This window comes from Microvirga sp. KLBC 81 (genome assembly GCF_003075415.1).
GTDB lineage: Bacteria > Pseudomonadota > Alphaproteobacteria > Rhizobiales > Beijerinckiaceae > Microvirga.
In genome coordinates this window covers 73,171-85,284 of sequence record NZ_QDAH01000008.1, presented here as the reverse complement: position 1 = coordinate 85,284, position 12,114 = coordinate 73,171, and the positions used below count along the sequence as shown (strand labels likewise).

Genomic DNA, 12,114 nt, shown 5'->3' with positions numbered 1-12,114 from the left:
AAAGTCACAAAGATTGGATGGCCCATGCTCCATGACGGTCACAATGCCGAAGTCGCCACACCCCTCGGGCCAGCGCGCAGCTTGGCGCGGTTCACGGCGGACCTGCAGTACGGCGACATTCCCGCCTCTGCCATCAGTCGAGCCAAGATGCTTATTCTCGATGCATTGGGCGTGGGCCTCGCGTCGAATGCCTATGACTATGCTGAACGGGCCGTTGCCGGGGCCGTTGCGCTGGGCGGGAGCGGCCCCTGCTCCGTGATCGGACGCTCTGAACGCCTGCCTGTCCGCGACGCGGCTCTGGCGAACGGAGTCCTCATCCATGGGCTGGATTTCGATGATACGCATCTTACCAGCATCGTTCATCCGACAGCTGCATGCTTGCCTTGCGCTCTGACTTTCGCAGAGTCCCTGAAGGCAAGTGGTCAATCGCTGCTCACGGCCTATGCCGCCGGTATGGAGGCTGCGGTTCGAATCGGCGGATCTGTCAAAGGCGGGTTCCACCATGTCGGATTCCATGCGACGGGAGTTGTCGCCCATTTCAGCTCAAGCATCATTGCCTCAAAGCTCCTCGGCTTGCCTGCCGAGCGTATCGTGGCCGCCCAGGGAATTGCGGCCAGCACTGCCGCAGGGATCCAGGTTTTCCTCGAAGAGGGCGCATGGACCAAACGCTTTCATCCAGGCTGGGCCGCCGTCGCGGGCATCACGGCGGCGCGTTTGTCGGAGAACGGTTTCGTTGGTCCGTCGCGCCCTTACGAAGGCAAGTTCGGTCTCTTCCAGACCCACCTTCACGAACATGCAAAGGACGTGGACCTGAGCTGGATGAGCGACCGGCTCGGTGAGTATTGGCATTTCGCCGACACCGCCATCAAACCCTATCCGGTCTGCCACTTCATTCATGGCTGCGCGGATGCCGCAATCGAGCTTCATCAGGAAATCGATCCGGAGGACATTGCGGAGGTCGAGGCCTTTTTGCCGAAGGAGACACTTCACATCATCGCCGAGCCGGCAAACTCGAAGGAGCGTCCGACTTCCGATTACGAGGCCAAGTTCAGTGCGCAATTCGTTGTCGCGACATGCCTCATCAAGGGCAGGTTCGGCCTGCCCGAACTCCAGGCCGATGCACTCGCCGATCCGCAGGTTCGGGATCTGGCCACGAGGGTACGCTGCCAGGCGGATCCGGATACCGCCTTCCCGAAATTTTTCTCGGGAGGCGTACGGGTGACAACCCGGGACGGGCGCCAGCTGACACGGCACGTCAGAGTCAACAGCGGCGCCGGAGAGCGGTCTCTGCCGCTTGAAGGCGTCGTGGCGAAATTCATGGCCTCGGCGTCGCTGGCGGTGTCGCGCTCGAAGGCGGAAGAAATCCGGGATGCCGTTTTGCAGCTCGACACAATCTCGGTCGAACAACTCGCGAATGCCCTTCGCTACGATCGGCGCGCCTGATTCCAGTGCGCTATTCACCAACAAGCTGACGTGTGTACGCTGGTCGAGTCCCGTCGTGTCTCACCAGCGTACAGGAATAGCCAATTAGAATGCGTGAAATGCTTCGGGCTCGTCTGGCTTGGTCTAGGCAGGTGCTGCGAGCACGCGCACCGGATTGCCTGCCCGCCAAGCGGCAATGCCCTCGACGGTGTCTTCAAAAAATGCCCGGTAGGCACCCTCCGTGACGTATCCGAGATGGGGCGTCAGCACGGCGTTCGGGATTGTGCGCAAGGGATGGTCAGGAGGGAGTGGCTCCTGGTCGAACACATCGAGGCCCGCCGCACGAATTCGCCGGGTCTGCAAGGCCTGGATCATCGCTTCCTCATCGATGATCGGGCCGCGGGAGGTATTCACGAGGATGGCGGACGGCTTCATCAAGCCGAACTCGTGAGCGCCCACGAGCCCGCGGGTTCTCTCGCTCAGGATCAGATGGATCGAAACCACGTCCGAGATGCGAAACAGTTCGTCCTTCTCGACGCGTTTGGCTTGAAGAGACGCGGCCTTTTCCTCAGTGAGATTTTGGCTCCATGCCACGACATCCATGCCGAAGGCCCGCGCGATGGGCACCATGCGACTCCCCAGCTTGCCGAGGCCAAGGAGACCGAGCGTCTTGCCGCCCAGGGAGAGACCGATGGTTTCCTGCCATCTTCCCTCCCGGACGTGGCGATGCTCCTCCGGAATTGAGCGGGCGCAGGAGAGAATGAGCCCCCATGCGAGCTCAGGCGTCGCATATTGCGATTCTCCCGGATGGGTATGGCACACGGTCACTCCGTGCTTGGCGGCCGCCTCCAAGTCAATGGTGCGGGTTCGGGCACCGGTCACGATCACGAGCTTGAGACGAGGCAAGCGCTCGATCAGCTCTCGCGGCAACGGCATCCGCTCACGCATGAGGCACAAGACATCGAAGTCCGCCAGCGCGTCCGCGGCCTCATCGATGGACGAGAGGTTGCGAGCGAACACTTGAATGTCGCAGTCCCGCCCGAGCGTGTCCCAGTCTGCATACTGGAGCGCGATACGCTGGTAGTCGTCGAGGATCGCAATGCGCATTGATATCTCCACGGAGATTGAACTGTTCCTACAACTCCTCGATCTCGACAGGGAAGAGGCTGACCATGTCGTCGACCTCCATCAGGTGGAACACATTGAAACGATAAGCTGAGCCCGTCACGACCTCGGGCGGAGTGAAAGGGAACGCCAGATTGCCGGCCGTTGAGATGCGCCCCTCGTATCCGTGATGGAGAAGGTATTGCTTGGTCGTTCTGACGACCTCCTCGGCTCTCTGCGCACTGGGGGCAATGCATTCGCCCAGGATGAAAACCTCGCGAGGCAGCGGGTCTGGAGCCGCCCCCCAGTCCCGAACGCCATCCGCCCCATATACGCGGAAGAACAGCTTGTAATCCTCGTCGGTATCCTCGCAGACAAGATCGCGGACGACCGCCTTCACGCTCTCCAGCAGCGTCCCGTGGCGTGCAATGAAGCGTGGATCCGCGGCGCCACACAGCAGAAGCGCTCGATATCCCACCGATCGTGCGCCCTCGAGCTTGATGGTCAGCTGCTGGGCTGGTTCGAAGACAGCCCCGGAGACCCGAGTCCTTCGCGGATCGAGTGCGGTATAAGTGACGTTTCTCAAATCGATGCGGCCGGCTGGCTCGCGGATCTCGTAAGGATCGGCCTGTTCATAGAGACTGTGGGCGGCCACGGAACTCGGCGTCGCCGCACGGTTGGGCGCCATGCTTTCCAGATCGAACCCCTCATCGTCCAAGGTCGCCAGAATGGTGTCACGCCCGCCTGGAACACAGCAGAGCGACGCGCATTCGACGATCTTGGCCATATGGGTTGCAATGCCGGCCGGGAAGCCCAGCATGATCGGAATGGCCGCGAAAATGCCGGTGTCGCAGGCCCGTCCCGCAATGACCACATCGGCTCCGGCCTCCAAGGCTCTGCGGAACGCCTCAACGCCCATTTGGCCCACAAGATTGGTTGTGGCGTCGACTTCTTCTTCGGTGAGATCCGGCATCGTATCCAGAGGATGAACGCGCCCTGCCCTGATTGCGGCTTTTACCGCCTCCCGCGGAATGTCCGCCGGAATGACCGCCAGCCTGAAGTGAAGATCCTCTTCGCGGGCAATCTCCCGCACGAGATCGACGGTCTGCTGGAGATGCGGGGCGGCTCCTGCGGAGCCGGCAGAGCCGATAATCAGGGGAATGTTGAGCTGTCGCGCGGCTTTCAGCACCTTCCGCAGGTCCCGCTTGGCGCCCACGCGCGTCGGCGCCATCGTACCGCTCCCCAGATAGTGCGGGCCTATGTCGATGGAGCCCATGTCGCACCCGATCATATCGGGATTGCGGCGCAAACCTTCATTGAACGCCGGCGTCGGAATTCCATAGCCCAGTTGCCCTGAGGCTCCGAGGATGCGGAGCGGCCGGCGGCGTCCACCGGAGAACTCATTCATGAGGCGTTCGATAGCGCTCATACTTCAATCTCCAGCAACGGCGCATGCTGCTGCGCGCCATAGACATCGCGATCTCCAGGATCCCCTGACATGATATCACGGGGGATCGTAATCTTGACTGCCTGGGCAGGCGCATAATCGATCACCCGGACCTCGTTTTCCGAACGCCCATAGCGGGCGGCAACCTCGGACCGCAAGCGAGCCACTTGCGAACGGACGCGTTCGAAATCCTCAGGACGATCGAAGATCAGATCGAAGGTGACGAGACAGGGACCGGCGTTCTTGCTGCGCAGAACACGAGCAATCTCTTGAAGTTGCATCGGCGGGCTCATGCTGAAGCCATCGAGCGCGCGGCATCTGGCCGGAGCACTTCGATGATGGAATTCGTGAAACTGATGGTCGTGACGCCATTGGAGAATGGCGTCAGGCCGCCTTGGCGGTCTTCTCAGGCACGGCCACAAGATGGCAGTCTGCTGGCGCAAAGCTGATCATCACGTCTGCTCCGGGGGTGAAGTCGAGCGCGGAATGCACCTTCACGATGGTCCCGCCGGCCCTTACGAAGTATTCCGTGTAGGCCCCCATGTAGTGTCCCTCCTCCACGCGTCCTCTCAGCCGGTTCGCCGACTCATGATGCGCCGCCTCCCGGCTTGCATCCGACAAGTGGACGGCCTCGGGGCGCAACATCGCCTGGTACTCACCATTGGCCCTGAAATTGGAAGCTTCAAGCTGGATCTGCGTGCCGTCAGGCGTGACCCAGGTCCGGCCATCCGGGCTCGGAGTCACGTCGATGAAGCTCGCCCGCCCGACGAAGTCGGCAACGAAGCGGTTCACCGGCCGACGATAGAGATCCTTGGGTTCGCCGGCCTGCATGATCCTGCCGGATTCCATCACGATGACGCGATCCGACATGGATAACGCCTCCTCCTGATCGTGGGTCACATAGACGGCCGCGACCCCGAGTTCACGCTGAAGGCGACGGATCTCGGATCGCGTTCCTTCGCGCAGCTTGGCGTCCAGATTGGAGAGCGGCTCGTCGAAGAGGAGAACCTTCGGTTGGCCCACGATCGCTCGCGCCAGCGCGACGCGCTGCTGCTGCCCGCCCGACAATTGAGATGGCTGGCGGTCCTTGAGGTGGCGCATCCCGACGACTTCCAACGCTTCATCGACCTGCTTGGCGACATCGGCTGCCGGGACCTTGCGGATCGTGAGCGGGAATCCGACGTTCTGAGCCACCGACATATGGGGCCAGATCGCGTAGGACTGGAACACCATACCGATGTTGCGCTCGTGGGGAGGGATCAGAACACCCTGCTCAGGTGCGGAGACGACCTCATCCCCGATCCTGATCACGCCGCCATTGGCATCCTCCAATCCAGCGATACACCTGAGGGTCGTTGTCTTGCCGCAACCAGACGGGCCGAGCAGACTCACGAACTCCCCTTTGGCAACCTGGAACGAGATGCCGTGGACCACGGTCAAGGCGCCATAACGCTTGACGAGATTCTGAACGACGATGCTCATAGCGTTACCTACACTTTCTCTCAGCCGCGTCGTGCGGATGGCATCAGCCAGATGATGAGCGACATTGCTACGAAGATGATGACGGTTGCGACCACGGACAATGCGCTCGCGAGGCCCCAATTCGCCTGCTCGAAGAACGACCAGATCGAAATGGACACCACGGATGTAGTCGCCGAGTAGAGGAGGATCGCGGACGAGATTTCACGGAAGAAAGCCATGAACAGCAGGAAGTAGGCTCCCTGCACCGACGGGCGCGCAAGAGGCAGCAGGATCTTGAAAACCGATCCGAGCCGCGTTGCTCCGCCCACCCAGGCTGCCTCTTCCAGGCTCTTGTCGATCTGGACCAGCTGCCCACCGATTGTTTCGGTCGCATACGGCAGGAAGCGCGTGATGAAGGCCATGATCATCAGGGCAAGCGTGCCGTAAAGCGGAATCGGCAGATAGGCGTAGGCCCACAGAAGTCCGAGGCCCAGAACGATGCCCGGCACTCCGAACGGGAGGCTCGCGACAAAATCGAGCCCTCTGTACCCCGTCGGCCTCAGCCTCAGGGTGAAGTATGAGCAGAGAAGGCCCAGAACGACGCCGACGGCCGCGCCCACTCCCGAGACGATCAGCGTGTTCCAGAAGCTGCGCATGGTCGAAGCGCTTTCCCAAATGAACATGTAGTTCCGCAAGGTGTACATGCCGTTCATGGGATTCGCGGTGAACCATTTCAGCAAAGACGTGTAGACGAGGATCACCATCGGCAGGAGAAGGCCGAGGAACACGAAGCCGAAGCAAAGGATGTAGGCGGCCCACTTCCAGCGTCCGAGCGGGATGGGTGTCGCCCGCCCGGCCTTGCCGGTAATTGTGGTCAGGCGCCCGGAGCGCGTGACCCGTCGCTGAGCCCAGATCGCACTTCCTGTAATGGCGCTGAGAGCCAGGCCCACGGCGGCGGCCAGTCCATAATCCGCCGGCGAGAACCGGACGAGAAGATAGAGCTGGGTTGCCAGCATGGTCACCTGGCCCGGAATGCCGATGAGAGCGGGAATCGCGAACTGCTCAATGGTGATGATGAAGGTGAGAATGAAGCTCGAAATCAGGGAATAGCTCAGAAGCGGCAGAGTCACCCGGAACAGGACCGCATGGGGCTTCGCACCTGAGGTACGGGCAGCCTCCTCATAGATCGCATCCATGCTGATGATCGGGCCGCGCATCGTCAGATAGACGAATGGCACCTGATGCAGCACCATGACGATGACGATGCCGAGGGCCGTATAGATGTCGATCCGAAGCCATGGCATTCCCAACACATCGTCCACGACCGCGTTGAAGATGCCACCGGGCGCACCGATGATGATCCAGGCCATCGCGAGGATGAATGAAGGGAAGTAGAAGGCAAGCCCGATCAGTGCCGTGATGATATTGCCGTATTTGAAGTCCGTGCGATGAACCACAAGGGCGATCGCCGTTCCGATAACGATGCAGAGAGCGGAGGACAAAAGCCCGATCCAAAGGGTCGTGGCGATGGTCGACAGAACACCTCCGGAAAAGAGGCCCGCATAATTGCGAAGGGTCCATTCACCTTCGATTCCCGGAGCGCTGGTGCGCAGGCTGCCGTAAATGAGGGCCGCAATGGGAATTGTGACAAGCAGTATCACAATGGCATATGTCGCAACGTATACGGCTTTGAGCACACGGTCGTGTGATTGCCGTCGTTTGACCTTCCCGGCCACGAACTCATCGGCGGTCGCGGTGATCGCCTTATCGGTCATTGTTCAGTTCCCAACTCTACTCGCCAATGATGGAAATGGCCGCATGTCTGCCATGCGGCCATCGATCTTTTCATCTTAGCGGACGCCGAAAACAGTGCGCCAATGCTCGACGATCTTCTTCTGCCGTTCAGGGGTCAGAATTTCTTCACCGCTCACGACATTCGAGAGCTGAGAGGTTGCAGGGAGCTTGGAAAGCGGCGGGATGCCGTTCCGGGTGACGGACAGACCGCCATATTGCTGAAGAGCCTCCTGCCCCTCCTTGGACATGAGCCAGTTGAGGAAGACACGGGCTGCATTCGGATGAGGGGCGTTTTTCGCAACGAATGCCACGTTGGCCGAGGAGGTCGTGCCGGACTTCGGGTAGACATACCCGATAGGAGCACCGTCTTCGAGCAGTGGATTGAGAGGAAGATCGGTCAATTCTGCGACACGCACGTCACCGCGGATCACCGCCTGGATGATACCGCCCGAGCCTTCGAAGAAGCGAACGTCGTTTGCCTTCAGCTTCTCGGCTGCATCAGGGAAGCCCTTATCCTCCCAGAAGGCTACGATCTGCTGGATCGACACTGACCGCCAAGGCGGATTCATGCCCACTTTGCCCTTCCATTTGGGATCAAAAAGATCAGCCCACTCCTTGGGAGCCTCGGAATCCTTCACGAGGCCCTTGTTCCAAATAATCGCCTCACGCGCATATTGCAGCGTGAAGAGCATGTTGTTCTGGTTCACGTTGGCGGGGAAGTTGGACAGTTCCGGTGGCGTCCACTGCGCCATCCAACCCTGCTTCATGCCCTCGGTGACGCGCTCGTCCGGGAAGGTGATGAAAACGTCGGCAATGTGACGGCCGGAGTTGAACTCGGTCTGGAAACGCTCGATGAGCGGATTGCTGCCAAGCCGGATATGCTCCGTCTGGATCTCGGGATATTTATCACGGAACTTCTGCAGCAATGGCTCGATGCCGTTAGGTTGCAGGTTGTTATAGAAGACGACCTTCCCCTCTTTCTTGGCGGCAGCCACGGTGTCGTCCCAAGACTGAGCCTTGACCGGCGAGGACAGGGCCGCCGCCAGAGCAGTGGCTGCAATGGCCCCGCTCATGAGCCATGACTTGGCTTTTGAATACCAGCTTGATTTCATCATTAGAGCGTTCCTCCGTGATACTGAGCATCATTGTTTTTCTTAAGTGCCCTAGGGGTAGGCTAGCAGCGTACAGCGAACTGTCAACAGTTGACTAAAAAACGGGGTCCTTATATATGACAGACCGAGCAGTGAACCCGCGGCCAGGCGAGCTTAGCGGACAGAATGGCAGGCAGCATGATCCACCAAGGAACGACGTCGCAATCACCCTCTGGAGCCAGAGTTCGCCTGAAGCAGTTGGTCGAGCAGCGGAACGCCCTTCTCGTTCCCGGCGCGGCGAATGCTCTCAACGCGCGGATCATCGAGGATCTAGGCTTCGAGGCAGCCTATCTGACCGGCGCCGGCTTGGCCAACACTCATCTCGGCATGCCCGATCTCGGCCTCGTCACCGTGACGGAGCTCGCCGAGACTGCGGCGAGAATCGCAGATGTGTGCTCTCTGCCGCTGATCGTCGACATCGATACGGGCTTTGGCAATTCGTTGAATGTGCACCGCACCGTGAAACTTCTGGAGCGCAGCGGAGCGGCGGCGCTCCAGCTCGAGGACCAGATCTTTCCGAAGAAGTGCGGCCACTTCTCCGGAAAGGGAGTCGTGCCTCTGCCGGAAATGATCGGCAAAATCCACGCGGCACTCGACGCAAGGCAGGATGAAAATCTCCTTCTGATCGCAAGAACCGACGCGAGAGCCGTCGAAGGTTTCGAGCGGGCGCTTGAGCGGGCGCATGCCATGACGGAAGCGGGAGCTGACATCATCTTCGTTGAAGCCCCGGAATCGGTAGAGGAACTGCGAGCCATCGCTCAACTACCGGCTCCGCAGCTGGCGAACTTGGTCATCGGCGGCCGGACGCCTCTTCTGACGATCGACGAATTGCGAGAACTTGGCTTTGCTGTTGCGCTTTATGCGAACGCCGCACTTCAAGCGACCATCCGTGCGGTGCAGGACGTCCTCGGGCATCTAAAGGAACAGGGCTCCTTATCGGGCGCTGAAGAGAAGCTGGCGAGCTTTTCCGAGCGCCAGCGAGTTGTCGCCAAGGAAGCGTTCGATGCGCTGGAAGCCCGCTATACCGGCAGCTGACCCGTCCTTCATACCGTCGGGCGCCCTTCATGAGCGCACATCAAGGCAAACCTATTCTCAACATGATGAAGCCATGAGGTTTTAACGTGACACAGGCACGGATTCGAGCATCCTTCATGCGTGGTGGCACGTCCAAGGCAGTTGTCTTCCGGCAAGAAGACCTTCCGGCGGATCGCAGAGAATGGGACGCCATCTTCCTGGCTGTGATGGGCTCGCCGGATCCGAATGGCCGTCAGCTGGATGGAATGGGGGGAGGAATTTCGTCGCTCTCCAAGGTCTGTGTCGTGGGCCCCTCCACCCGGCCCGACGCGGATGTTGATTACACATTCGCCCAGATCTCGGTGCGCGATGCCTCGGTGGACTTCAGCGCCAATTGCGGGAACATGTCATCTGCCATCGGGCCGTTTGCTGTCGAGGAGGGCCTTGTGCCGATCACGGGAGATGGGGAAGCCGTGGTCCGCATCCATAATACCAACACATCCAAAATCATCGTTTCGCGATTCCGCGTCGAAAACGGCGCAGCCGTTGTCGATGGTGACCTGTCCATCGACGGCGTGGCGGGCTCCGCCGCCCCGATCCGCCTCGAGTTTACTGATCCCGGCGGAGCGAAGACCGGCCGCCTTCTTCCGTCTGGATCCGCGCTTAACAGGCTTGAAGTTCCGGGGATCGGCGTGATCGATGCATCCCTGGTCGACGCCGCCAATCCTTGCGTGTTCGTCAATGCGGCCGACCTCGGCAAACGCGGCGACGAACTCCCCGACGCGCTGGAGGCCGATCCGATCTTCCTTGAGAGGATGGAGGCCATCCGCCGCGCCGCATCGGTGCACATGGGGATTGCCAAGGACATTGATGAGGCCGGCCGGGTGCCAAGCATTCCCAAAGTCGCCATCGTAGCGGCTCCGCGAGCCATGACGACTCTGTCCGGTCGTTCACTCACGCCTTCGGATATGTCCATTCTCGTGCGCATGATCTCCATAGGGCAGCCTCACAGAGCCGTGCCGATAACGGGCGCGCTTTGCCTTGCCGTTGCGGCCCGCATTCCAGGCAGTGTTCCGAATATTCTTGCGCACGCAACGGATGAACCGATCCGAATTGCTCATCCGTCAGGCGTTACAGTTGTGGACGCCAAGGTAAGCGGCACCGATTCGGCGGAAAGTCTGCATGCGGAATATGGTGCGGTTTATCGAACGGCTCGCCGCCTCTTTGAGGGAGCTGTTCTCTACAGGCAAGGTCGGTAACCATGGCATCCGCAGCGCGTCAGGGGGCCAGAGCGCACGAGGATCATGATCCTGCCGGCTCGAACATGACCCTGCTCTTCGCCGAGTCTCTTCTCGAACTCTGGCGCCAAGGCCTTGACGATGCCGCGAGCAAGGCTGCGCGGGAGCTTCTTCTTGATGGGCTCGCGGTTGCCGCCCTCGGTGCACGGGAACGCGGACCTCAGATTCTGGCACAACTGGCTGTCGAGACAGGAAGCACGCCGGTCGCCACGCTGATCGGACATTCGGCTCGCGTAGCTGGAACGGATGCCGCGCGCGCCAATGGCGCAGCAATGCATGTCCTCGACTATGAGCCCATGTGGAATCCGGCGAACCATGCCTTGTCCACAACCCTTCCTGCCATTCTTGCTCTTACGGAGATGCTGGCCCGTCGGCACACAGGCGTCGAGGGCCGGGTTCCTCGCGCGGTCGATCTCCTCACCGCCCTCTCCGTCGGAATCGAGGCACAGGCAAGGTTGCGTCTTGCCTCAGGGCAATTCGAACCCGCGCATCTGCAGTTTCACCCGCCTGGTGCGGTCGGCCCCATTGGAAGTGCGGTTGCGTGCGGGATGCTGCTGGGACTCGATGCCCTCGGCCTATCAAACGCTATCGGCATCGCTGCCTCGCGGGCGGGGGGCATCCTGGCCAATGTCGGGAGCATGACCAAGGCACTTCATTGCGGCGGCGCTACGGCGGCAGGGCTTGAGGCGGCGGTTCTGGCAGCTCGAGGTTTCACGGCGGATGCAGATGCGTTGTCAGGTGCGCGTGGCTTCGGCAAGGCCTTTTTCGGCAGTTCCTTTGCGCCTGAATGGCTGACGAAGCCAGCGAGCAGGCTCCACATCGTGGAGCCTGGGCCGGCATTCAAGTTCTATCCCAGTCAGTATGGCACTCACTTCGTCATCACGGCCGCATTGAACGCGCGCAAGATGCTGCCACCGGATGCCGCCATCAAGCGCATTCGCATCATCTCGCCGCCGATGCCCTACGTACACCGCTCGGCACCTGCCACGGGCCTCGCTGGAAAATTCAGTTTTCAATACACGGCCGTGGTGGCGATCCTCGATGGATCCGTGACCGTCCGCAGCTTCACCGATGAACGTCGCTTCTCGCCTGACGTCTGCGCGTTGCTCGAACGGGTTGAGATCCAGGTCGACCCTGATCGGAAGGGACGCTTCGACCAGATGAGTCTCGATGTCGAGGTTGAGCTCGACGATGGTCGGACCGTCAGCGGCTTCTGCGATGGCCCTCCGGGAATTTGGGGGCGCCCCGCCGAGCCCGAGCGCCTCGTCGGCAAGGCACGGGATTGCCTCAGCGCCGTCCTCGACCCCGACCAGGTTGAAACAATCATCGAGAAGGCGAGCCGCTTCGACGAACTGGCCATCGACGATGTTCTGTCGATGCTCGACATCCTGGCAACCCCGGCTGGACGTAAAACGTAGAATAG

At 60.6% G+C, this 12,114-nt stretch carries 10 protein-coding genes; 4 read left to right on the top strand and 6 right to left on the bottom strand.

The features are described from left to right. Nucleotides 1-24 precede the first annotated feature (24 nt). Nucleotides 25-1,443, top strand: a complete 1,419-nt coding sequence (locus tag DC522_RS08235; protein ID WP_116528221.1) for an MmgE/PrpD family protein — start codon at nt 25-27, stop codon at nt 1,441-1,443. Between the two features lie 123 nt (nt 1,444-1,566). Here DC522_RS08235 and DC522_RS08230 read toward each other — a convergent pair whose 3' ends face one another. From DC522_RS08230 to DC522_RS08205, 6 genes are all read right to left on the bottom strand, one after another. Continuing rightward, the gene (locus DC522_RS08230; protein ID WP_116528220.1) at nt 1,567-2,529 is read right to left on the bottom strand and encodes a D-2-hydroxyacid dehydrogenase family protein; all 963 of its coding nucleotides are present in this window, start codon (nt 2,527-2,529) and stop codon (nt 1,567-1,569) included. 28 nt (nt 2,530-2,557) lie between these two features. Beyond that, a complete protein-coding gene (locus DC522_RS08225) occupies nt 2,558-3,955 on the bottom strand; it encodes an acyclic terpene utilization AtuA family protein (RefSeq protein ID WP_116528219.1) in 1,398 nt (465 codons plus the stop codon). Continuing rightward, nucleotides 3,952-4,254: a DUF4387 domain-containing protein gene (locus DC522_RS08220; protein WP_116528218.1), complete on the bottom strand. Its 303-nt coding sequence runs from the start codon at nt 4,252-4,254 to the stop codon at nt 3,952-3,954. The genes DC522_RS08225 and DC522_RS08220 overlap by 4 nt, the downstream gene beginning before the upstream one ends. Before the next feature lie 103 nt (nt 4,255-4,357). Next, entirely contained in the window at nt 4,358-5,455 is a 1,098-nt protein-coding gene (locus DC522_RS08215) for an ABC transporter ATP-binding protein (protein WP_165820093.1), read from the bottom strand. A gap of 20 nt (nt 5,456-5,475) precedes the next feature. Continuing rightward, nucleotides 5,476-7,209 (bottom strand): iron ABC transporter permease, encoded by a 1,734-nt coding sequence (locus tag DC522_RS08210; protein WP_116528217.1) that lies wholly within the window; start codon nt 7,207-7,209, stop codon nt 5,476-5,478. Between the two features lie 75 nt (nt 7,210-7,284). Next, nucleotides 7,285-8,343, bottom strand: coding sequence for an ABC transporter substrate-binding protein (locus DC522_RS08205; protein WP_116528216.1), 1,059 nt, complete (start codon nt 8,341-8,343; stop codon nt 7,285-7,287). 174 nt (nt 8,344-8,517) lie between these two features. Between DC522_RS08205 and DC522_RS08200 the strand changes: the two genes are divergently transcribed. The 3 genes from DC522_RS08200 to DC522_RS08190 all read left to right on the top strand — a co-directional run bounded on the left by DC522_RS08200 (nt 8,518) and on the right by DC522_RS08190 (nt 12,109). Further along, on the top strand, nt 8,518-9,414 hold the full coding sequence (locus DC522_RS08200) for an oxaloacetate decarboxylase (RefSeq protein ID WP_116528288.1): 897 nt from the start codon (nt 8,518-8,520) through the stop codon (nt 9,412-9,414). 86 nt (nt 9,415-9,500) lie between these two features. Further along, a complete protein-coding gene (locus DC522_RS08195; RefSeq protein ID WP_116528215.1) occupies nt 9,501-10,652 on the top strand; it encodes a 2-methylaconitate cis-trans isomerase PrpF family protein in 1,152 nt (383 codons plus the stop codon). Between the two features lie 2 nt (nt 10,653-10,654). Further along, nucleotides 10,655-12,109 carry an MmgE/PrpD family protein gene (locus DC522_RS08190; protein ID WP_116528214.1) on the top strand — a complete coding sequence of 485 codons (1,455 nt, stop codon included), beginning with the start codon at nt 10,655-10,657 and terminating at the stop codon, nt 12,107-12,109. Nucleotides 12,110-12,114: the final 5 nt, after the last annotated feature.

Bases quoted from the DNA above. Each gene is read 5' to 3' on its own strand.
- DC522_RS08235 (WP_116528221.1), top strand. From the start codon at position 25: ATGCTCCATGACGGTCACAATGCCGAAGTCGCCACACCCCTCGGGCCA.
- DC522_RS08230 (WP_116528220.1), bottom strand. From the start codon at position 2,529: ATGCGCATTGCGATCCTCGACGACTACCAGCGTATCGCGCTCCAGTAT.
- DC522_RS08225 (WP_116528219.1), bottom strand. From the start codon at position 3,955: ATGAGCGCTATCGAACGCCTCATGAATGAGTTCTCCGGTGGACGCCGC.
- DC522_RS08220 (WP_116528218.1), bottom strand. From the start codon at position 4,254: ATGCAACTTCAAGAGATTGCTCGTGTTCTGCGCAGCAAGAACGCCGGT.
- DC522_RS08215 (WP_165820093.1), bottom strand. From the start codon at position 5,455: ATGAGCATCGTCGTTCAGAATCTCGTCAAGCGTTATGGCGCCTTGACC.
- DC522_RS08210 (WP_116528217.1), bottom strand. From the start codon at position 7,209: ATGACCGATAAGGCGATCACCGCGACCGCCGATGAGTTCGTGGCCGGG.
- DC522_RS08205 (WP_116528216.1), bottom strand. From the start codon at position 8,343: ATGATGAAATCAAGCTGGTATTCAAAAGCCAAGTCATGGCTCATGAGC.
- DC522_RS08200 (WP_116528288.1), top strand. From the start codon at position 8,518: ATGATCCACCAAGGAACGACGTCGCAATCACCCTCTGGAGCCAGAGTT.
- DC522_RS08190 (WP_116528214.1), top strand. From the start codon at position 10,655: ATGGCATCCGCAGCGCGTCAGGGGGCCAGAGCGCACGAGGATCATGAT.